The 25,225-nt window shown below is 53.5% G+C and carries 6 protein-coding genes; 1 reads left to right on the top strand and 5 read right to left on the bottom strand.

Translation table 11 applies throughout. The features are described 5' to 3' along the window. Nucleotides 1-189 precede the first annotated feature (189 nt). Nucleotides 190-1,803: a sulfatase gene (locus CA13_RS30290; protein ID WP_419195030.1), complete on the top strand. Its 1,614-nt coding sequence runs from the start codon at nt 190-192 to the stop codon at nt 1,801-1,803. A gap of 215 nt (nt 1,804-2,018) precedes the next feature. Here the strand turns inward: CA13_RS30290 and CA13_RS30285 are convergent, their stop codons facing one another. The 5 genes from CA13_RS30285 to CA13_RS30265 form a co-directional block, all read right to left on the bottom strand. After that, nucleotides 2,019-3,257, bottom strand: a complete 1,239-nt coding sequence (locus tag CA13_RS30285) for a Gfo/Idh/MocA family protein (protein ID WP_146403035.1) — start codon at nt 3,255-3,257, stop codon at nt 2,019-2,021. A 503-nt stretch (nt 3,258-3,760) separates the two neighbouring features. After that, nucleotides 3,761-5,182 (bottom strand): sulfatase, encoded by a 1,422-nt coding sequence (locus CA13_RS30280; RefSeq protein ID WP_419195029.1) that lies wholly within the window; start codon nt 5,180-5,182, stop codon nt 3,761-3,763. Between the two features lie 252 nt (nt 5,183-5,434). Next, complete coding sequence (locus CA13_RS30275; RefSeq protein WP_146403033.1) at nt 5,435-5,989, bottom strand: DUF1579 domain-containing protein; 555 nt, start codon at nt 5,987-5,989, stop codon at nt 5,435-5,437. Nucleotides 5,990-6,172: 183 nt separating this feature from the next. Further along, complete coding sequence (locus tag CA13_RS30270) at nt 6,173-6,820, bottom strand: hypothetical protein (protein ID WP_146403031.1); 648 nt, start codon at nt 6,818-6,820, stop codon at nt 6,173-6,175. A gap of 42 nt (nt 6,821-6,862) precedes the next feature. Beyond that, on the bottom strand, nt 6,863-24,868 hold the full coding sequence (locus CA13_RS30265; RefSeq protein WP_419195028.1) for an SdrD B-like domain-containing protein: 18,006 nt from the start codon (nt 24,866-24,868) through the stop codon (nt 6,863-6,865). Between the last annotated feature and the right edge of the window lie 357 nt (nt 24,869-25,225).

Here is a 25,225-nt window from a genome sequence, read left to right as displayed (position 1 = left end):
TGGTGCCATGTTCCAGCATCTTTTACTGACCCGGCTTTAGGCGACCCTTTTACCGGACGATTTCATGTACTGCCGTTTTGTAGTCCGCCTGTCAAGAATTATCCGCCGCTAGGGCAATCGCCTCCTAACGGCTTTTAGATGACGGCGTCGATCGACATTCCAAACATGACATTCCGCATGACATATACGATGAACCAACCACGATTACATACGTTGCCCCGTCTCGCAGTTTTCGCATTCTTGTTTTGCAGCACGGCGTATGCGGCGCGTCCAAATTTCTTGTTTGTTGCGATCGATGACTTGAATGACTTTGCTGGGTACGCATCGGAAGAGCCGGGCAATTTCCTGCAAGTGATCTACCCAAACGCGGACCAGCGTCGTCAGGTCGCATCTCGGTTGACTCCGAACCTAGACGAATTGGCATCTCGCAGCGCACCATTTTTGCGATCCTATTGTCCGTCTGCTTTATGCGGCCCTTCGCGTACTTCGTTGATGACGGGAACGATGCCACATCGAACGGGCTACTATTTGCATGATCGACATTTTCGGACCTACGACACTCTCAAAGACGTCGTCACCTTGCCTCAGTACTTGAAGCAAAACGGCTACTTCAGCACGGGCCTTGGCAAACTTTTTCATACGTCACGCGGAACCGTTGACGGACCGCTCGAAAATGATTGGGCAGACGCAAGATACTCTTGGAATCGTTGGGTCAATCATCCGACGGGATGCAATGGTGGTCAGCCTTCAAAATATTCGCCGCCCCTAGGTGGGTTGTTGCGGTTTGGTCCATCACGCACCAGGCTCGAACAATCCGGCGATTGGTTGGCGGCCGATTTCGCAGCTCGCTTATTGGAAAACGGAACTGCGGAAACGATTGGCATCAATTCGAATCGCAAGGAACACGCACAATCAGTGTCACTGCCCACGGATCGGCCTTTTTTTCTAGGTTGTGGTCTGTTTCGCCCGCACCTACCTTTCTTTGCACCGAAAGCCTACTTCAAAAAATTCCCCGTCAACGAAATGTCGGGACTCAATGCGGACACGTTGCAAGCGATTATTACGGACCTTGATGATGTGACGGGTGACGCACGGCGATTCTCGGACATCAATAACGGCAAGATGAAGGTGTTGATCGAGAATGCAGTGCGCGTCAGTGGTGACAACGATGAATCGAAAGTGGCGGCATGGCGAGAAATTGTCCAATCATACTTGGCTTGCGTTTCGTTCGCGGACGATTGTGTGGGACGAATCGTCGAAGGGCTCGATGCTTCGCCGTATCGTGACAATACTATTTTAGTGTTGTGGAGTGATCACGGTTATCATCTCGGTGCCAAATACCACCTTGCCAAACAAGCGTTGTGGGAAGAAGCAAATCGTACGGTGTTGATGATTCGCGATCCACGCAACGCCTCGTCATGCGACGGTCAGCCGCGTCGACAAATTGTCAGCCTGCGTGATTTGTACCCAACGATTTGCACGCTTGCCGAACTTGATGTTCCATCCAAGGTCGCGGGGACAAGCTTGGTTCCGCTTCTTAAGGATTCGGCAGCTTCCGAGGTCAATCAAACGGTTCTGATGACCTATCAACAAGGCAACCATTCCATCCGGACGCCAACTCACCGGTTTTCTCGCTACCGCGATGGGGCAACCGAACTATACGATATGATTGGCGATCCCGCTCAACGATACAACTTGGTGAAGAGTTCCCCTGAATTGGCAAGCAAACTACGAGCGGATTTGGAGCGTCAAGTCGAAGATGAGATTGCGGAAAGCACTAGTAGAGCAGCGCGAGCAAATTGATTTCTTTTAACAATCTAGTCGTCGTCGCGGCCTGGCAATACGATCGATACCCTACGGTTCGATCGAGTCAGCCGGTCGATCGATCGCGTCGTGTCCAGAGGAGCGTTCAATCGAACGGTTGATTTTAACAGACGACCCGAATGACGTTTGATTGCCGAGAAAATCGGTTTCGGCACCGGCAATCCTTCGATTGTCGAACTTGCGGAAGCGGTGGCTCAATCGACTAAACCGGTAGGGTCAATTTCGACGCGATCAGTGTTGGCGAGCATCTCTTTCCAAGTGACGATCGTTCTTGAACGGCCTGCTTCGGCGCCGAGCAAACACGCTAAGTTCGAGTCAACCGCGCCCGGTACGGTGCTGTTGGCGTAGTCGCCTTCCACAATTGCTTTGTGGAAAAGATCGATGTTATGTCGGGCGCCCCACGAATAAAGCCCGTCAAATTTTTCGCCTTCATAACGCCAATCGGCGTTTCGCATTTGAGTGACTTCATCTTGATAGAACGTTTGTAGATAGCTGTGATCAGCGTATACCTTCACGCCGGCAAAAGTATCGATTTCGTGGTGATAATTGCGGAACTGATCACCCGAGTAGTTCATTACGGCGCCCTCGGGGAACGTGTAGGTGAGCGAAAATGTATCGCACCCCGAGTTTATTGGGTTTTTGCGACTTCGTTGTGCAACACCACAGGCCTGCGTGGGGTGGGCACCGAGGATCATCATCGCCGTATCCACAGCATGGATTCCACCCGACACGATACGGTCGCCTCCCAACTCGCGCGACATGGCCCACCGTAAGCCCTGGAAAATTTCCGAGACGCATTTTTTGACCGCGACGTCTTGTCGCCCCTCGTCGTTGTAAAACGCGCGGACGAAGCGGATGTTGTCCAACTTTCCCTCGCGAATATGTTTCATACATTCCACTAGTGGCGGCAAGTAACGCCACTGGAAATCCACGTGAAAAACCTTTTCATTGTTCGTGGCTTTTTCGGCTTGTTTTCGGATCGTCAAACAGCCGGGGACATCCACGGCGACCGGCTTGGCCATGTAGACGTGACAACCGGCGTCGACCGCCGCGTTGGCCTGCTCGGGAAAGAAGTAGGGAATCGTCTTGAGCACCATCGCGTCGACGCCCGCGTCGAGCGCTCGTTGGTAACCTTTTAATCCGCTGAACGCTCGATCCTTGGTTAGACCAAACCTCTCGGCGGCAGCCGCGGCGACCTCGGGGAAGTAGTCCACAACAGCAGCTACTTCTAGCCCAGGATGCTGATGGATCATGTTGGCAATCATCGAGCCGCGCCCACCCAATCCCACGCACGCAACTCGGACTCTGCTGTTCGCCTGAGAACCCCGAACTCGTTGGGGGGCGACGATCGTAGCGGCGCCGGCAGCGATCCCTGCGGAAATCGCCGTCGTGCGGTTCATAAAGGTGCGGCGAGTGCATTTGGACTCTTGCATGAAATTTTCCAATTTGATCTGAGGGAGGAGCGAGGGGTGGGATGATGGACCGGGATCCGTTGGCCAACCTGTTCAGTGGCTGTCAACCATTAGAGTCGTTTCCGAAATTACAAAAGGTGCGGTGAATTTTAATGCGACAAATGGGATCGGCAAAACGTTAGAGCCGCAGGTGGAATTTGCATGCCACTGGTTTGCCGTAAAACCCGCGGCTAACCAACTTGTTGATTTCATGAAAACGTCAACTGTAAGGTGCGGCCGCGCAAGGCACCGGGCAATGCGGTAGCCCCGGTCGCTTACGCGTCGCGGCTCACAAAATCGACACGCCGTAACGCCCCGCAGGCCTCGAGGATTTTGTTGATTCAACTCCGCAGCCAAACTCGGTTGCAACGTTGTGGCTAGTTTCACTTGTCCTGCTCGGTGCCAAGTGCAAATCTCAAAATGCACTTTTTAACTTTTCAAACGCCTACGGCCAGCCGTGAAGATCAATGTTTGTGTGGTTGCCACTACTTTGTTTGTTCCAAGAGCTTGTGCAGGGTCTTGACCGTTTGGGCGTGCTCTGGATTCGCGGCAAGGTTAACAGTCGCAATGTCTGATTTGCTATGGTCGTATAACTCCGTTGCGATAATCTTTCCGTCTTTGCGGCGCCATTCGGTGTAACGAAAATCGCCGCTTCGCAATGAGTAGCCCATGCCTCCCGCACGCGGATACTGGCTTAGGGCCGCCGGTTTCCACTTTTGCAATGGATTCGTGAACAAGGCAGTCAAACTGCTGCCTTCGCAATGACCCGGGACATGCAGTCCACACCACTGGGCCAGTGTCGGGTAGATATCGATGTATTCGACCAACGCATCGGAGCGGGTTTGGATCGGAACACTCGGGCCACTGAAAATTAATGGGACATGAGTGTCTAATTCAAAGTTCGTATGCTTGCACCAGCAACCGTAGTCCCCGAGTTTCCAACCGTGATCGCCCCACAATACGATCAATGTTGTGTCACGAAGTCCCTGCTTGTCGAGTTCAGCGAGCACACGTCCGATTTGTGCATCGACGTACGAAACACAGGCTCGGTAGCCATGAATCAGGGATCGCGTTTGTTCATCGTTGGCGTCGCCCTGGTCTGGCATCCGGTCATAGGCTCGCAGCTCTCCCCAGCTAGTCAGGGCTTGATCGGCGACATCGACCGGTTTTTCTCGCGAGGGAATTGCGATTTTGGCAGGATCGTACATGTTCCAGTATTTCGTCGGAGCCACAAACGGCAGGTGCGGCTTCTTGAATCCGACAGCCAAAAAGAACGGCTTGCCATCCGATTGACGCAATTGTTCGATGGCGGCGTCCGCGATGGCGCCATCGGAGTACTGGTTATCGGGAACATCGCCACTTTCGTAAGCGGGTCCCTTCGTCGCAAGACGTAATGCCTTGGCTTTCAATTTCTTAGCCCTCGCGGCTTTCGTCTTCTCGGCAATTCGCTTTGCGGTTTTGGGATTCGCATACGTCGGTTGGCTACACCGATCGAGTACGTCCCAGTACGCTTGGTCGTCCTTGGTGTGGTGATAGATTTTTCCGAGTGAAACGGTTTTGTAGCCGTTCTCTTTGAAGAACCGTGGCATTGACATGGCGTCGGGGATCGTTGAATTCAGTGGATGATCCAGGTCATAGACACCCGTTGTATCCGGCCGCATGCCGGTTAACAGACTGATGCGTGATGCTGCGCAGATGGCTTGTTGGCAATAGGCTCGATCGAATTGCAAACCACTTTTGGCGAGCTGGTCGATATTTGGCGTCTTCATATGCGAAGCGCCGTAACAACCCAATTCGACTCGCAAATCATCAATGCCGATGAACAGCACGTTTTTGACGGGTTGCTCTGCAATCACAAGAGGCATGCACAGAAGAATCGCTGCCGCGGCAATCAGTGGTCTTTTCATTTTTAATGATGGTGGGTTAGATGGTTCGCAACAGGCCCTTTCAAGCAGGCCCTTTCAAGCAGGCCATAACATGGGCAAATTCCGGAGACGAAGCATATTTGGGGTGGGAAATCGATGGGGGTAAACAGCTACATTGGCAAAGCGATATCTGTAGCCGAAGCATCGAATTATACTCGATCGCGAAGCCCCGTGTTTCAATCGGTTCGTTCAGCGGCATTCGCGAGTGACGATCACCCGGTATCGGTCAACGCTCTATGGCTTTGATCGGGTTAACTCACCAGTCATGAATGTAACCCATGTTCCGTCATTATCCATCATTTCGGACGTGGCAACGATCGTATCAGGGGATTGGAATTCGTAACTGTCGCGAAACTTGGCCATTTGACCTTTGGCCATGAAGTTCGGACCTTCAGCAATCAGAACCAGCTTTTTGCCCGACGCATCGACCTCGCCTTCGTAATGCCATAGGTAGTTCATTGCCGAGTCTACCCATGTGCCGACGTACTTTTTCTTGCTGGTGTCGTAGCCAATCGTTTGAATTGCTTGGATTCGCACGCCATCCATTTCCCCTTCCAAATCGTTGATGACAAAGAACTGGCCCAGCATGTGCGAGTTCATCGATCCGGCACATTGGGTCGAGGGCACTTCGTCCGAAGCAACCGTCTTTGACTTTGACGTCCACTGCCCTGTGAACTGTTTGAGCCACCGATGTTCATTTTGTGGGCCAGGAACGTTGGGCTGCTGTGCATACGAAACCGACAAGCACACAAAGGTCGAAATAACGGCTGTGAAAAGTAGGTTCTTCATGACGGGGTCCTTCTCATTTGCCAAGTTCAGTAAACCGAATTGATTTGTCTACCCGATTGTATCCTTTGAACTTCGAGCCTTCAGCAATGCGTTACCGAACAGCGAGGCACCCATTTTCACCAAGTTGGAATCGTAAAGACTCCAATTCGCTCACTCATGCTTTGCCGGGTCCTGATGCCACTTTCATGCAACTCTAAAACGCACCGATTGCCGTCGGCGACGACGCTTTGTAAGCGTGCCAACGACACAGGCGACGCCTAACGAAAAAGTGGAAGGTTCAGGAACGGCAACGGCGGTAATGCTGGCGCCTCCATAAACGGGAACTAACAGATTAAACTCCTGATCGAAAGAACCATCCAGGAGTTCATCGTCGAACAGGATCAAGTCGACATCAGTGGCGTCGCCGAGTGGCGTCAAGATGTTGAATGTTAAAGAAGCGATTGTATATATTCCTACTGAAGCACCAGTTGGCCCCAATGTTCCTGCCTCGATTCCATCCACTTCGGGTTGGCTCGGTACCGTTATGTTTAGCGACAACGCATTCAAGCTTGAAAGGGGTGAGGGTGGCGTTTCACTTCCCGTAACGTAAGACAATTCAGTCGGGTCAAAGCCAAGTGAGACGCTGTAATTGGCAAGTGTCGTATCTCCGTCAAGCTCAAGTATGACATTCGCTGTTAGGGACTCACCGGAAACCGAGGGACGAACGTCCTGTAATATGCCGGTGCCTTCGGAGAGTTCGATGCGATATGAAATTGCAGCATCTGCTTGTAGATTACTCATCAGCCACATCACGAGCACGGTAGATAACAAGCTTCGAAAACGTCGATTCATAGATAATGTTTCTTTTTTACGTACTCTACTAATGAAGTAAGACTATTCCCAGCCAAGGATCGAACCGTATCGTTTTCTGAACTCATTGAACTCAAAAGATCCGACAACTCCTAGGCCGCGGTAGTCGAACGCTTGGTTGTATCCGAACTGAACCGCTACTTTTCCAAACGATTGGCGGAACTGGTTGAACTCAAATGCGCCAACGGCACGAAGCCCTCGAACATCACCAAACAGTCGGAAGAACTTATCCGCTGCGTCGTCGCCAAATCGGAAGTCGTCTCCGGTCACGCCGTCTTGGTTGGCGTCTAAACCGAATCCACCTACAGAGACGATTTTAGCCGCATCAACTCGCAATTCATAGTTCCCGTCGACCAGGGAGCCAAAATTAACGAACAAACCGCTGAAAGTCAGGTCAGCGATGGTGTGGCCATTGGAGTCCACTCGCGTTGTGAAATCGACGATGACTTGGCCACCGCCATCACCCCGCTTGGTGACAACAAAGGCGTTCGGTTCGATGGCTATTTCCGCGTCAAACTCAATGGTGACTGTGTCAATCCGTGAACGTTGTGCCGCTCCGTCACCGACGGTGATGTGTTGCTTTGTGAGTTCGACAAGGTTATTGACGCCAAGCTCCACCGATTTCTCAAAAGTTAATCCTGCGGCATCGCTGACCTGAATCCGCACCGTATAGGATGACTGCGTTTCGTAGTCCAGAATCTCACCTTGTTTTAGTAGTATTTGATCGCCTGAGATGACAAATTTGGTGTTGTCGGTGTCGCCGGTTCCGGGGACGAGTTCAAAGGTGTGTGAATCGTTGTGGTCTTCATCAACGCCAGCAAGGCTTGCGAACAGCAGATCCGCAGCCGAAGTATCTAGATTTTCGTTGATGGACGTGTTGGAAAGTGCAATGTCGGTAGCGGCGACTGGTGTTTCGAGTGTGACAGGGTAGTCCTCGACTTCTCCATTAAGAGCCTGACCGGTTGGCAATTGAACCGATGTGGCATCGGTACTGAATCGGAAACGCGCGTACGTTTCCCCGAGTGTCGCATCCGCGGGAATCGAAATCACGATCGACTCCGTGGTGGTCGACTCTGCAATCCCGACCGTAAATTCACTGCGTTCTTCTGGATCGAAATCGCCATCGGCGTTGAAGTCGATCCATGCGGCAAGCGTACCAACGGTGGAAGTAGTGACTTCGAATTGTCCACTGAAGCCAGCCGACAATCGGCTGGTTACCAACACGCCGTCGTCATCGGGATCAGCTAGTCCCGTTTGAATGTCGAAGCTAACTTCAGCTCCAAGTCGGATTTCGGGATCGAATCGGTGAGTTGCAGAACCATAGCTCTGGGGTGCATCACCTCGGTCTACCATTTCCTGGCTGCCGAAATTATTGCCGGCAAGCGTCTGGTCGAGCCCTAACGCGACCTTCATCACGAACGGGTCATCGCTTTGGGTTCGATAGATGTACAGCGCGCCGCTTACGGGGGATTGGTCGACCAGATTGGTTGCGGCTGAATTGAACATAATCGTTGAACCGTCTCGCGACATCCTTGGCCAGTCACTGGGACCATCCGATGCACCACCCGCGGTGTTTCGACTTAGTATTGCGGTCGTGGCATTGACGGTGTCGTACAAAAAGACATCGACACTGCCGTTCGTGTCGTCGGGGACAATGTTGCTAGAAGTCGATTGATACGTGAGCCAACGTCCGTCGCTACTGATTGCGGGATACAAAGCCGTTCCATCGGGTAACGCCGCGTCACCTTTTGAAACGAGTGTCACGGTGCCCGTTTGTCGATCTTTCAAGAAGACTTGCTTGCTGCCGGTCAAGCCGACGTCGCTGGTCAAGTTGGTTGCGTTTGACTGAAAAGCAAAAAACCGACCATCATCGGACATCGAGAAATGATCACTGGATGCATTTCCTTGCTCACCGGTTGCTGACACGCTGACACGCTCGGTTAGCCCCGTCTGTCGATCGCGAATGAACACGTCATTGGATGCATTGTTGTCACCTGGGACAAGATTGGTTGCGTTGCTCCAAAATCCGACCAACTGACCATTGGCGTTGGGCAAATTCTCATGACTCTGTCCACCGCTTGCTTGATTCTCGTCTGAATCAACGTTAATTCGCTCGATAGTGCCCGTTTGCATGTTCTTCAAGAACACATCAAATTGGCCGTTCGTGTCGCCATCGATCAGGTTGCTCGAATTGGACCAGAATGTGACGACGCTGCCGTCACGGCTAATCTTCGGGTTGTAGCTGTAGCTATTACCGACCTGTTCGCCGCTAGTTTGACTCGCTGGGGCGGAACTGACCAACGTTGTTGTTTCCAGCTGTCTGTCGCGAACGTAAATATTCCACGTACCGTTTGAATCCATCGCTGACAGATTGCTCGCGAAGGATCGAAAGACTACATATCGACCGTCGCCACTGATTGAGACGTTTCGGCTAACTCCGTTTGCCAGCGTCCCCGAAGTGGATTGCGATACTAGCTCGATGTCACCGGTGCTGCGATCCATCAGGTAAAGGTCCGAACCGGTGTTGGTATCGATTGGCAACATCGACTTGTTTGTCGAAAACGCAATGAATCGTCCATCATCGCTGGCAGCTGAATCGTAAATCGGATGCGTGGTGGTGTTGACGCCGTGGGCATAGTCAGTTTCGGTTAGAAGCTGTATTCCGGCGACTTCGATCGGCGCGGTTTGTGTCCAACCGGTCGGCAGAATCTGACGAACCGCGTAGTTCCCGGCGCTAAGTCCAGCAAACTCGTACGAACCAGCCTCGTTGATCGTCGGTGAGACAGGATCGTCGGCAAGTGTCACTCGCGTCGGTTCGCCGATATCGAAAGCACCATTATTGTTGGTATCCAAGAACAATGTGCGCCCGCCGAGTCGTGGTTCGGTATCGTCCAATACCCCGTCGCCATTTTCGTCATTCCATAGTGTTCCCGTGATCGAACTGGTGACGAAGACTTGGCCAAAGTCGTTTCCGGACGACTGGCCACCGGTCGACAGTTGGACGCGATGTGCGGCCAGCAATTTCTCGATATCGACAGTGACGATTCCGCCAATCGTCTTCAGGCCCAAAATATTTGACGAATTTGTTGTGAAAGCAATCGTTGACCCGTCCGCGCTAATGACCGCGTTGTTGCTGGAATCACGACTAAGCTGACCATTGTCACCGTGGCTTACTAAGATCAATTCCTCTGTCAGTCGGTCGTACATGTAGACGTCGATTCGTTGGTTTGTATCGGCCGGAACGAGTTGGCCGTCGGTTTCAAACACCACAAACCGGCCATCACCGCTAATCTCTGGGCGTTGGCTGTTGCCCTCGTATGCACCCAACACCGTTGTGTTGCTGATACGTTTGATGTCGCCCGTTTGCATGTCTTTCAAATAGACGTAATACGCTTCGCCTGATCCTGGATGTGCGTCGCTCGTCAGATTGGATGCCAACGAATCGAACACAACCCAGCGACCATCGTCACTGATCGAACGTTTTTGACTTTTGTTGTCTCCTGGCGTGCCAGTATCCGAAGCCGATGCAAGCTCGACTTGGCCGGTGATCAAATCTTTGCGGAAAATATCGTTCTGGGCATTCGTGTCGCCTGGAACTAGTTGTGATGAACTCGACGTGAACAACACGTATCGACCATCGGGGGTGATGTCGCCGCCCCAACTGCTACCGTCGGTGAGTGCGTGGGTATGCGTAACACTGACTCGCTGAACTGTGTTGGATTGCAAGTCGAATACGAATGTATCAGCAAGAGCGTTTGTGTCCCCGGTGACCAACTGATCGCCCCAGGACGTAAGCACGACGAAATGGCCATCAGGCGTGATGATCGCGTCTCGCGAATTGCCATTTCCGGGTCCACCGTTGATACCGGCGGTCAACAGCGTGGTTGTTCCAAGCAATCGATCGCGAATATAGACATCCAAGAAGTTGTCGGTATCGGCCGGATCCAAGTTGTTGGCCCAGGATCGGAAGATGACGTAGCGTCCGTCGCTCGAAACGTCCGGTTCAAAACTGTTGTTATTCGCCGAGAGACCCGCCGTGGTGATGGACACCAGCTCTTGTTCGTTCGTGGTTCGATCCAACAAGTAAACATCACGGACGGTATTCGTGTCCTCGGAAAGAACTTGACGCGTGCTTGCGTAGACTAAATATCGGCCCGTTTCGCTCAGACGCAAATCATCGAGCGGATGATCCTCGAACTGCGATGGCATCACAAAGTCAGTATCGTACCGCTGGTCATACTCCAAAACGTGATCGACCGGCGACGTGCCAACGAAAGATGTCTGAACAACTTGCCGTACATCGTAGATTCCCGGCGGTAAGCCAGCAAAGGAGTAGCTACCCGATTCATCCACAGCGGTTGTCTCAGGATCGTCTGGCAGAGTCGTTTGGCTAATGTCACCAGCATCAAACATATGGTTATGATTGACATCGATGTAAACTGTCACGCTGGGTAATCCAGCCTCACCCGCATCACGCATCCCATCGTGGTCAAGGTCACTCCAAACGACGCCGCTGATAATGGTCGTTGGAAATTGGTCGGCCGGTGCGAGTTGGAAATCAAGTGCCGTGAAATTGATTGCTTCGGCAGCACGCAAGTCGTACGCGGATGCCGGGATCACCGCAGCAGCGATGGAACGCGGTTCGTAACCAACGGGCACCAAGCGAATTTGTTGCTCAAGTTCCGACTCGACACGAATCGCTGTACCGCCATTGGAACGATATAGCTCACCATCGGCACCGGCGATCGCCCAGGCACCATAGTTGTACGCATACCATTGTTCGATCAGACCGGTGTCCGGATCAATTAAAAGCCCGCCACCCGAAGGCATTCTCATGATTAGGTTCTCGCCGTCGGTTGACTCGCCCAAGTTGCCGCTGAACGAGTAAGACGTATTGTTGATCGCGTTGATCGCCAACGTGTCGAGGATGATACCGGTTCTCGGATCGATGCTAAGAATTGACTCAGTCGTCGAGTTGAGAACGAAGATGCGTCCCCCAAGCGCGGCGAGGCCGTCGTACTGAGCATTCGCAAAATCGAAGAAGTCCATCACGGCACCAGTGTCGTGATCCAGTACCCAGACACCATCGGGCGATGCATAATAGAGCGCGTAATCGTCGACAGCTAAACCGGCAACATCCAACGACACGCCAGGGGCCGAGAACTCGCGTAGCACTTGCCCGGTGATCGCGTCGTGCTTCCGAATGGTTGATACTCCGCCGGAAACTTCCAACGCGAACAATGCCGTTTCAATCGCAGTGGTGACGACCCGTTCGCTCGTAGGGTGATCAACCGCAACGGAGTAGTCACCCGCTGAGAGCTGAGTAAACGAGTAGCTACCGTCGACGAACGTCGTTGTCGTTACCTCACCAATATCCAATACACCGTTGCGGTTAGCGTCCAAGTAGACTGTCGCGCCAGCCGTTTCTTCGCCAGGATCGACGATGCCATTGACGTTCGTGTCATACGAGACGATCCCGGTCACATCGGTGTGAATTTCACGTTGGCCGATATCGACATTGGCAATTGCCGCTGAGTTCGCATCAACAAGGACTCCCAGTGCCAAATCTATGCCAGCGGCCAACCCGCCTGTTTGCGGATTCCCCAACGTACGTACAAACGCGTAGTTTGCATCGTAAACGTTCAAGTTGGCACTCGAACTTGAACCACGAGCGTAAAGTTCTCCGGCCAATGTTGCTGCGAAATAAACGCGATTGCCCGTTTCGGGCAAATTCACGACCGTGGTAACGCGAGCGGTCAGCGGATCAACGATAAACGCACGATCGTCGACGTAGGAAAAAAGCACAATCGACTTACCATCCGGCGACTCGGCCACGGATTCGGAAATCTGCGGCATTGGGTCAAGCGAGGGATTCTGTGATACATCTTCCGAGATAAACATTGCTCCGTAGAACTGATTTGTTTCCAGATCGTACCGTTCCAGTCGCAGTGGTTTGCCTCCGCCAATCATCGTCACGTAAACCGTGCCGTCGATCACGGCGGGTCCATAAGCGTACGCAAACGAACTGCCAGAGTTCGGTAGCGGAGATTCGCCGATCAACGTACCGTCCAAGGCGACTTGCATGATCTTGTCTTGGCCGTTGTCCACAATGATCAACCGATCATTCACGAACGCGCTGGTGTACGCCGTTAGCACGGGGATGCTTGTCGCGGTGTAGGCGATAGGAATTCCCGTCGCCGGATCCAATTCGCGAATTTGCAAGACGTACTGTGTCGGGCTTGATGCGTCCGGGACTCGCGTCGTCCCGAACATACGATTGCTCGACCCCAAACTCGACGTCGCGTTATAACCCGTTGCCGCCGTACGTATCCACTGCGAACCTCGCGGGACGTCGGTCAGTGTGTAACTGCCGTCACCGATACTGACAGTCGATGGTTCACCAGCGTCAATGAATCCATTCGCGTTCAAGTCCGCAAACACGGTGACCCCCGAGAGTCCAAACTCGCCCGCATCTTGGATACCGTTTGCATTAACGTCACCAAATTGGATGCCGCTGATCGTCGCCGATTCGGAAACTTCTCCGAAATCCACACCTGAAAGTGACTGTTCTGGAAACAGGGTGACTCGGTGCTCGGTCGCCGGAATCGAAGTCGCTCCTAAACCGTACACATATCCTTCATACGTCAGCGGAAGGACGCGGCGTTGCAGTCCTAGATGATCGTGAACGAAAATCGTGATTTGAACTCCATTGGAAAAGATGCCACGTTCATAATATTCCCCACCGGCGCTCGCGCTACCGGTCCCTGCATAGATGCCACTCAGTGAGTCGATAATCACGCCAGTACTTGGATCAACGATTGAAACATCGCCGCCACTGTACGGCACAACGGCCAAGTTGACTCCGTCGGGTGCTTCGGCCAAAGAAAAGGCAAGGTTGAACGAACCGGGACCTCCGCCGTTGGCCAATCCAATGTCCAAGTTGTCCACAATGCGCCGCGTGACCAAATCGACAACCTGGATCGTATTCTGGTTGTAATCTTGCACGTAGGCTCGCTCACCGATGATCGCGAGACCATCTTTCGTTCCTGTCGAAATAGGAATCGAATCTAAAAGCGTGCCATCATTCGCATTCAGAACGTCAATGGCACCGCTACGCGAGTAGTAAACACGATTCTCTCTTGCCGCCAATCCGATGCTCGTCACGGCGGGAAGCGGTGAATCGAATTGGTTCAACACTTCGCTCGTGATCGGATCGAGTTCTTGAATCACAACCAGATTGTCGGTGCCGCGGATCGCTTGGAACAATCGAGTTTGGTCCGGCGCAAACGCTCTAGCAATCGTGCCCGTACTGGCCACTTGTCGAACCGAATACTCGCCCGGCGCAACCCCCGTGAACGAATAGGTTCCTGACGCGTCGCTCGTCGCTATGGGCTCACCTGCGTCCAGAAGTCCGTTTCGGTCGAGATCCAAAAAGACGGTGGCACCCGCGACGACTGATTCGCCAGCATCGATGACACCATTCTCGTTCGCGTCCGTGACGATCGTTCCGGAGATGATACCGCCAGTGCTGACGTGCCCATGATCAACTGTCGCTGTCTGTCCCACGATCACATCAACGACTTGCCCGTTGTCTCGATAGGTGCCACCGGCCAATCCCAAGTAGGTTGGAATCGCGGTCAGAGTGCGAAGTAGATTCCCATCATTGTCGACGACTTCGATACGACCCGAATAGGCAATGAAGGTTTCGCCACCAACGGAATCGATCGCATAGTCGAAGCCGTTAGAGGAGACCTGCTCAGGGCTGAACGTGGCGATGCCGCTTGCCAGGTCGATTTCGATCAGGCGATCGTCGTCAGTCGCCAATACGATGCTTTTCCCATCCGCACTGACGCCGGAACCAAAATTCGCCACAGGAAAGGTCGGATTGTACGAAACCGGCATCGACTCGAGGCCCCATTCCAAACTGATCGGGCGCTCTTTCGTGAACTCGTCAGCCGCTGCGTCGTACGAGTACAACGTCAAACCGCCAAACTCGGATCGAATCGTATAGATCGTGCCGCCAACGACGATTGGCCCAAAATCGGTCACGGCCGTGTACTCGGTTTGGCCATTGGTTTGGTTGATGAAGGGTTCGCCCAAATGACGACTACGAATGATCGCGCCATCCAGCCCGACTTGATATAGCATGTCGTCGGAGCTATCGACAATGATTAGCCGTTGGCCATCGAACGCCATCGCAACCGCGATGTTGTAAGGCACAGACGTAAACAGGCTGTTAGCGATCGAACCGGTCGTCGTATCAATCTCGTCAATCCGGACGAAACCCGAAAGATTCCTGAGTCCAAACAATCGGTCTTGAGACGAGTAGGCGTCACTCGGACGATGACTTACGGATGTTGCTCGAACGATTAGGCTTCCCGGCGAAACACCCTCGATCGTGTAAGAACCATCACCGGCACTGACCGCAAAAGGTTCATCAAAATCACGGCTACCATTGTTGTTCAAATCGGCAAACACTGTCACGCCGACAGCAGGCTGTTCACCGCCATCCAAAACGCCATTGCCGTTATCGTCAAAGAACTGAACACCCGAAATGCTGCCTGAGAATTGCGACGCACCGAATTCAACACCGGTGACTTGTTGATCCAAAGCAACCGTCAATCGCGCGGCGTGATCTTGATAAACGCCACCGGCTACGGCTACCGCCTGGCACCCAATTAGAAGCGTTCCGGTCTGATTCCCCACACTATCGAAAACCAGTAATGACGAACTGCTGATTTGCGAAACATACGTCGATCCGCCAACGGAACCGACACCAGAAAGCTCGAAACTGGTGATCGCCGCGTTGGATCCACTGATCGCAAGCGTCGTGGGATCCAGCGTCAGAATTGTATCTGCATCGGTAGAGACGACCAGTGACTGACCGTCCGAGGAAACGCCCACTCCTAAAAGCTGATTCACACCGGATAGGAATGGCGAGGCAAAATTGGAATCAAACACAGAGTCAAAGCCGAGCAACGTTCCCGTGGACGCGTCGACGGATCCCATTTCGCCGCCCGCACCCGATACATAAATTGTCGAATCGATGATCGCCAGCCCGTTCCAAGCAACCCCATAAGTCGGCGGTCCGAGCGACGAGATATCAATCTGGCTTTCGATCGTCACTGCATCCGGATCGATCTCGAATATTTTTTTCTGGTTGCGATCTAGTGCCCACAATGATTCGCCATCAAAGGCCAAACCTTCCGCCGTGATCGAGGTGGTCGGATAGGTCAACTGCCAATAATCCGCAATCGTCGAACCGTCGGTCGGATCGACTTCGCGAAGCGTGTCGCTTCCGTGCCAAACAAACAACCGATCGACGGGGACTGACGGCGTCGATTGATCGTAACCGGTCGGCGGCACGATTCGTACAACGACCTCGCCGGGTTGCACGTCGATAAACGTGTAGTTGCCTGATGCGCCCGTTATCGTCGAAGGTTCGCCCACATCGAATCGAGCGTTATCATTTGAGTCCAAATAAACCGCCACGCCATCAATAGGCCCTTCCCCCGCATCCACGACACCGTCGGCGTTGACATCGTCGAACAAGTGACCAGAAATCGTGGTCAAGTTTGCATGCGTAGCGAAATCGACGTTCGCGGTGTCCGTGCTCGTGGCAATCGGAACGAACGCTGAGTCGGTACTCGTGATTACATACCCGGATTGCGGCATCATGCGAACACGATGATTGCCAAGAGCAAGATGATCAAACGAATACCCCCCGGTCGCATCGGTCGTCTGGGACGATTCGCCAGCATCCAAGAGCCCATTGTCGTCTGCGTCCAAGAAGACCGTCCAACCGGCCGCAGAATTCTCGCCGGCTTGTTGCACGCCGTCGCCGTCAACGTCATCAAATACGACGCCGGAAATGGAAGTCAAATTTGGCGTTAGCCCAAAGTCTGCATTGACCACCTGAGTCGACGAACTAATCGTTGCGTCTGCGGATTCGGACGACGTCGGCAACCATTCAGGTCCGCGATCGACTCGAATTTGATACAGCCGGTACCATAGCGGAGACAATTCATACGTTCCCGTTTCGTCCCCGACCGTTCCAAGATCGTCGTCAGTCGTTACGACGAACGTGTCAAAGTCTTCGTACTGGCCATCGAAATCGTCATCCCAGTAAACCCGTTGGCCTGAGATCCCGGGCTCACCGGCATCACGAACACCGTTCTGATTCAAGTCGTCGAACACCACTCCAACAAAGGCTGACTGGTTTTGCGTCGCTGGCACATCGACCACCAACGGATCATCGTCAAAACCAAGATCGACCGTCGTCGTTGAAAATGCTGACTCGACGTAATGCAGTCGATCAGTCACCCGTAGCGTATAGGTTCCCAGCGGCAGATTAGGAAAGCTGAAAATGCCATCCGTAACGTACCAATCGAACGGTTCCGAACCACTGTCCAAGTCGCCATTACCATTGAGGTCAATGAAGATTTGCGAGCCATCTGCACCGTCTTCACCTGCGTCACGAACACCATCATTGTTGATATCGTTGAACACCGTGCCATTGATCGTCCGCAGCGGATTACGCTCGATAATTGCGAAATCCCCAACAAAGTCACCGTTGCTAAGCCCAACACCTCCCAGGGCGTGTCCCACGACGTCAACAATCGTGTCGTTGTCACTTAAGTTCAATGAAATCGTTCCGTCGCCCGTCCCTGAACTGACGACCACATCAAACGTATTGGCTTGCGCACCTGGTGTGACAGTCAGCAGTGACGCAGCCGATACACTGCCCGACATAGTAACCGCAAAATCGCCTGAATCGACACCGCTAACGGATTCCGAGAACGTCACTGTGAACTGAACATCGGACGAATCGACGATCGGGGAATTCAACGCCACGATCGAAATGACGGTCGGCGATTGATGGTCAACCATTACTGCCGCAGACTGTCCCGCATTGGAACTTGTTCCAACGCCATCAAGCGGGTGCAAGTCAGCGTCGACGATCGTATCGTTATCAATGACTCGAAGCACCACGGTGCCTTCACCTGTTGCTGCACTCGCGTCAAGCGTCACGGTGTACTGCGTCGCCGCACCGCTAACCGATTGAATCGACACACCACTGACACCCGAAGCGTCGATCGCAAAGTCACCTATATCAACTCCCGTAACAGGTTCATCGAACGTCACTACGACATCGATCGAAGTCGCATTGGTGGGACCAAGCGTCGAAGACGCGACTGAGACGACTTTCGGCGATTGGAGGGTCACACCAAAGTTGATGGACGAGGTTTGAGCTTCCATGACCTCAAAAGTCGCGGTACTGCTGACACCATCAGAGACTTGATAGAGTTCAAGCGATTGGGCGCGGTTGTTGGCACGCACTAACAGTCCACCGTCAGCTGAAAGGCCCATTAACGATGAGGAGTTTTGATAGATATTGGCAATTGTCGGATCGCTTGTCCCCAGCACGCTGCCAACCGACAAACTGCCATCGGTCGTATCTCGATGAAGCACCTGGATCGCGTTATCAAGTCCCAGCGCCACTAGCAGTGTTTTCCCGTCGGCGGAAAGCTCCAAATCCATTGGGATGTCACGAATATTGTCCGTATCCAAATCGTAATGCTGGGAATACACCAGCGTCCCGTCGGGTTGGGCCTTGAAGTGCCAAATCAGGTCCGTCAACGGAGCGGCAAGGTAGATATCTTGGTCGTCATCCGAAATCTCCATTGACCACAGGCTGTACAGATCCGTCGTGATCTGTGAATCGATCGCCTGTAACTGTGTGATTGCACCGGTTGTGGTATCGCGTGAATAAACGCGGATCAGACCATTGCCGTAATCCGCAGCGTACAACCGCGTCCCTTCACTATTGAAGACAATGTCTTGCACCCGGGCCGGCGTCGCTGTGGAGACTAGCGTGGTGAGTGAGCCATCCGTGGGATCGATTGAATACGGCGCAAGGTAACCGCCGCCCACGTACAAATGGTTTCCGTCGGGTGCGACTTCTAGCGAATAGGGGAAGACGCCTGGTGGGAACACCGTTTGCCAGCGTGCCAACGTTCCATCGCTGGTATTTCGCGAGTAAACTGCCAACTGATTCGACTGGTTCTCGACGACGTACATCGTGGACCCGTCCGGCGTGAAGGCAATATCACCAATCGCGTTGGTCGTGCCAGCGAACTCGCCTGTCAGCAATTGAACTTGAGTCAGCGTACCGCCGGGCGTTGACGGCATCTGCAGCACGACAATTTTGTTGCTCAGGTGATCGAACACGTAAGCAAAGTTACCGTCAGGGCTGATCCGAACCGTCTTGTTATCGGCCGAAAAGTTCGTTGCGTCGGTGTAAGTCGAAGGTATCGAATTGTCCCAGGGCGATGCATCCAAGAACTGCCACTGGCTGGACACGACTCGAATCGTATACGCCCCCGGTTGCAGTCCAGTGAATGTGTACTGGCCGGTCTCGTCCAAGTCGGATGTTTCCGCGTCGTCCACGTCGGTGACGTAACTGGGTTCCGTCCCCGCATCAAAGGCGCCATTCTCATTCAGGTCGACATAGACCGTCAATCCAGCGACCCCGACTTCGCCGATGTCAAGCAGCCCGTTTTCATCCAAGTCATCCCAAAAGACGCCCTCAATGGTGCCTGGCAACACAAAATGAACACCAAAGTCGGCAGTGGAATCGCCAGACGCCACTGCAACGGAAACGGACTGCGACGCATTCCCAGATGGGAAGGTTTGCAGATATGGCGATTGTGGTTGCCAACGCACGGTATAGTTACCGTCGATTAAACCGCCGAACGAATAGGTTCCGGTCGACGGATCCGACGTCGTGGTTGGCTCGCCCCCGTCAAGGTCGCCGTCATTATTAACATCAATGAACAACGTCATCGCCCCGACACCCGACTCGCCCGCATCAAACAGGCCGTTGGAATCGAGGTCGCTAAAAATAGTTCCTTCGATCGTGCCGAGCAGCACATTGTAAGACGCCAGCGGAATCGACGACGTACCGGGTCCGCCCAGGGAATAGCCGACACCATCGACAATCGAATCATCGTCGGCAAAGACAAGGCCAATCGTCCCCTCGCCACCCGAATAGGAAATCCTGACAACGTACGTATCGCCGCTACCAGTGACGGAATCGACCGCACCACCGGTCACCCCCGACGCGGTAACCGACAAGTCGCTCAAGTCCAAACCCGTGACAGGCTCTGAAAAGGTTAGTTGATACCGCAAGTTCGTTTGGTTCGTCGGCTCCGAATCCAATTTGCTTGACGACAGCAAAGTGGGTGCTTGGCGATCCACATCGATCGAGTCGAAAACGGCACTGCCGTCCCCGCCAAGCGGTTGTCCTTCGTTGTCAACGACCCCGCCAGCGAAACTGACACGCGGTGACAACGTTCCTTGCAAACCGTCAGCAAGACTAACGCTCAGCGTATAACTGGCGTCGCTGCCAACAACGGCAATCGCAGTGGCTCCTGCAAACGAACCGACAAAGGTAAAGTCACTCACATCAACGCCGGAAACGGGCTCGGTAAATTCGACCAAAAAGTCCACTGCTGCGTCAGTGGCGGGGTTGGCACCGCTATACGTAATCGACTCGACCCTGGGAACCAAATTTGTTGTGCCGAACGCGTCCAGGGTGATCGTTTCACCAACGCTAACGGACGCAGAAACGGACGAAGGTACATAATCGCCGACTTCACGATCAAACGCGTAGATTGCATCTTCGTAAGCCGTCACCAAATACAACGACTTGCCATCATTTGAAAACTCAACATCCCAAGCACCTCTTAGGAGGTTGAAGCCATCAACGCCGTCTCGGTAAAATTCAACTAACGTCAATTGGCCGGACGCTTGGTCGCGGCTGTAGATCGCCAAACCGCCACCGGTCTGAAATGTCACGGCAACATGATGACCATCGGGGCTAACCAACACCGCGACCGGATCTGGATTCGCAAAAGAAAATGGATCCGGCACAAACTGGTTGAACGAGACATGCCCGGTGACTACATCACGATTTAGCACGACGACCCCTTGGCTCAATCGCGTCGCCACATAGACATGCTTGCCATCGGGCGCGACCGAAATGCCCCAAGGTTCATTCAGCGTCGAAAATCCAGCAGATGCCTTCGTTACCGTTTGAGTCAGCGTCAGTTGCCCCGTCGACAAATCACGGTCATAGACGTTGACGGCGTTGGACGTTCCGGACGACAGGTAGACATGCCGCTGGTCCGGGCTGAGATCGACAGAGAACGAATTGCCTGTTGCGCCAGTCAACTTTTGAGAGAAGGTGACCAAACCAGATGCAGGGTCTCGATCGAACACGGCTAGCGAACTACTGGTTACCGAGGCGACGTAGAGATTCTTGCCATCGGCGCTTTCACGAATCGCGGTGGCTTCATTCAATCCATCGACGCCACCGACGCCTTGTTTCAGGTGCCCCAAATAGGTCAGCAAACCCGTTGACTCGTCGCGTGAGAACATCACCAATGCATCATCAATGGCCGATGCGACATACAAATGTTGTCCGTCCTGCGTGATTGCGATTGATTGAGCACCAACCAAACCAGCAACACCGTCACTGCCGTTCACAACCGTTTGCACCCGCGTTAGACCGCCAGTGCTTGGGTTGCGAGAATAGACGGTCACGGCATTGTCCGTATACGCGGCCACGTAGACAAAGTTCCCATCAGGACTTTCTGTAACCCCTGCCACTTCCTCCAACGCATTGTTGCCGCCGACGTTGTCTTGCAGCAACTGAACCAATGTGAGTTGCCCGCTTCCAGACGCACGCATCGCAGGATTGGTTTGTAGCCAACCGACGGGCGAGACCATCCGCACGGTCTGTTCGCCCGGCATGACTCCGGAAATCAGGTAGGTCCCCGCTTCGTTAACTTCGGTTGTCGTTCCATCATCCCCGAGCGTTTCCGCGTAAGGTTCGCCAGTGTCATACTGCGCGTTGCCGTTCTGGTCAACGTAAACCGTGACACCAACAATGCCCACCTCTGCTAGGTCGGCATAGCCATCGCCATCCATGTCATCAACGACGCGGCCTGCGATCCGTCCTGTCGTACCGACGCCGAAAGTCGCCGATGCGAAATCCCCGTTGTTGTCACCAACTCCACCAAGTGGATTCAGCAACGCATCAGCAATAGAATCATCATCGTTGACCGTTAGAGCAATCGTGCCCGTGTCGCCTGAATTAGTCACCGTCACTTCGTACGTATCACCGCTGCCGGTTACCGAGTCGATGGTTGCGGAAACAGCGCCGGTCGCCGCCACAGAAAACGAACTTGATGAAACTCCGGTCACGGGTTCACTGAACGCCACTTGGAAAGTGAACGTCGATGTGGTGATCGGATTGGGGCCGACTAGCGAAATCGACTGTACCGTGGGAGCGAGGTTGTCCACCACGTAAGCGGGGTGATCCGTCGAATCGCCAACGATTTTCTGATTGGCTAGGTCTCGAATGGTCTGGTCACCAAGAATGTCAATCGACAAAGAACCTTGTCCCTGCCCTACGCTGACATGCACCCGCCGCTGATCGCTCGCAACATACTCAATCGACGACACCGCCGCATTGGGTAAACCGGTCTGATCAATCGCGACGTCCGCCGAACTAAAGCCGTTAATCAACTCGCTGAGCGTCACCAAAAACGAAAGGTCACTGAGCGTCGTAGGCGTCGACTGTTCCAACACCACGCTGGTTACCATCGGTGGCGTGCGATCGACGTAGAATTGCTGTGACGCCACCACTTGGTTCCCGATTGGGTTGCCGACCGCGTCCGTGATTTCACCGCCTTTGGCGTACAGATAGACCGCGCCCTCATAACTGCTAACGTCGACGGTCACAGTGGCGGTCGCCCCCTCGACACCGACCGCACTAATCGCTGGCTGAGGCGTAGCCTCGGGCGAGGTAACCACCAAGAAATCACTGGTCTGCACGTTCAGAACCGGCTCGCTGTAACTGACTACATACTGAATGCTATTACCAGTCGTGACGGTGGGCGAGACTCGGTCGACCATTAAAATGGTCGGCGTGGTTCGATCGAGCGTATAGACTTCGCCACCCGAGTAGCTAGACGGGATTGTATTCCCGGCAGCGTCCGTGGCGGTTGGGCTGGCAACCGTTCCCAGTTCCAAATCTCCATCACCCGATCCGGTATCAACCGAAACAACAAAACTAGTCCCGTCGCCATTGACTGAAGTAACGGAGGCACCCGAGAGCGTGCCGTTGGTTAGAACCAGGAGATCGTCGATGCCAAAATTTTCAACGGGCTCAGAGAACTGTAAACCAAACTGAACCGATCCTGCGGCCGTCGGGTTGGTGTCTTGCCGAACAAGCGACGTGATCAATGGAGCCGTGCGATCCATAATGTAACTTGGAAATCCGCTTTGCACGCTGGCAAACGGGTTGCCAGCTGAGTCCGATCCAAGACCCGTCGTCGTGTTAGCGATCGACACGGTGCCATTTCCCGAGCCAGTGTTGACGAACACACGGTACAACAAACTGCTGCCGTTTTGTGAAACCGAGGAAATCGACGCTCCTGAAACCCCCGTTGTCACGAGGAAGAAATCGCTCGCGGACAATCCGTACATCGATTCACTCAGTGAAACATCGAATGCCACCGATGCCTGATTGCTTGATGCCGAAGAAACCAGATTGATGCTATCGATCGTCGGTGCCGTTCGGTCAATCGTCCAAACCGAACCGCTTGCATAAATGACGTTAGCGACGTTGCCCGCCAAATCACGAGCGGTTCCCGGCAGATTATTCAATCGCAGAAACAGCGAACCATCGCCGCTGCCGGTATCAATCGTCACCGTATAATCCGTGCCACTGCCCGTCACCGAACTGACGGACATGCCTGTCAACGTGGAAGTCCCAGACGTGTACACTTCAAAGACGCCTGGGGAGATTCCTAGCATCGGCTCGGGAAACGTTACGTCATATTGCACGCTCGATGCATCGCTAAAACCGCTTCCCACGACCGCGACGCTCATTGAGATCGCCAGCGTCTTGTCAATTTCAAGCAGACTCGACACGGTCGATGAAACCGGCAGCACGTTTCCAGCGACGTCGCTAATCATCGCAGTGGGACTCATCGAAAGCTGAACGGATCCATCGCCCGTTCCAGTGCTGATCGTCACGGTGTAGACATTACTGGAACCGACAACATTGGTGATCATCGCGTTCGTGACATCTGTCGCAGTCAATTGAAAGTCGTTCAAGCCAACATTGACGACTGGTTCGTCAAAGGTCACCTCAAGTGAGATCAGTTCCGCATTGGTCGGGCTGGGCTGGTCCGCCACAATCGAGACAACCGTAGGCGCAACATGATCGACGGTGTGTGACTGGCCAACAATCGTTTGGCTGCCGATTCCATTGACCGGGTTGCCCACCGCATCGGTGATGGTATCGTCATCGACGAAGTCCAATTGCAGGTCGCCTTGCCCGCCACCGGTATCGACGTTGATCACATAGGACGACCCTGAACCGCTAACGCTCGAGATCGTAGCGGTGGGTGATGCGGATCCAGAAAGCTGGAACATGGATGCAACGATTGTCGAGACCGGTTCACTAAACGTCAAGTTGAAATCAATCGTCGCGTCAATTGCGGCGGGCGTTCCCACCAATGTTGCCCCCGTCGTGATGGGCGCCGTCTTGTCGATCGTATACGACTGCGCGCCAAAGAATGATCCATCTTTGTTGCCAGTCGTTCCGCTACCGCCCAGCGGTTTGTTTTGATTATCTAAGATTGAATCATTGTCAATCAGATCCAAACGAAGCGTGCCATCGCCGGTACCCGTATTAACAACCGCCCGATAAACGGTGCCACTACCGGTAACGTTCGCGACACTTGGGCTTGTGACTCCGGAAACCGCAAACGCAAAATCGTTCGCATCAACGCCGGTGACTGCCTCATCGAACGTAATCTCGAATGCAACTTGCGCGTCATTGGTCGGGTTTGCATCTGCTCGCACAATGGACAGCACTTCGGGACCGGCGCCTGCCAGAACGCGTCTGCTTTCAAGCAATTCGCAAGTCAGTCGCCGTCGCTTTTTTCGCACAGAATCGGTTTGGAAGCGAAAGGTGTTGCGTCCCATGAAAATCCCAGAACAAGAGAAGATAGAGATGACGACAAATTCTTATGACTTCGCGTCCCGAACACCTTGCTTTCACGTCGCTCGGGGCATTTTCCGATGCTCGCCTGCGTCAACACAAAACCGTTAACTCAATTCGACCATTGGGACCACACCGGCGACGGATGAAGCATACCAGGAAGGGCTGTTGCACCGCCATTTGAGGTCCGTAAATGTAATCGTAAATCACCGGCCGGTCAAATTTTTGATGCCCGTGCCCAGTGGAAGGCATTTTCTAAACAGAGTCATTCGCAATCACGCGATAATTCGCGTTCCTACGTCGAT

It is taken from the genome of Novipirellula herctigrandis, assembly GCA_007859835.1.
Taxonomy (GTDB): domain Bacteria; phylum Planctomycetota; class Planctomycetia; order Pirellulales; family Pirellulaceae; genus Novipirellula_A; species Novipirellula_A herctigrandis.
This window is presented reverse-complemented; position numbering and strand designations above follow the sequence as displayed.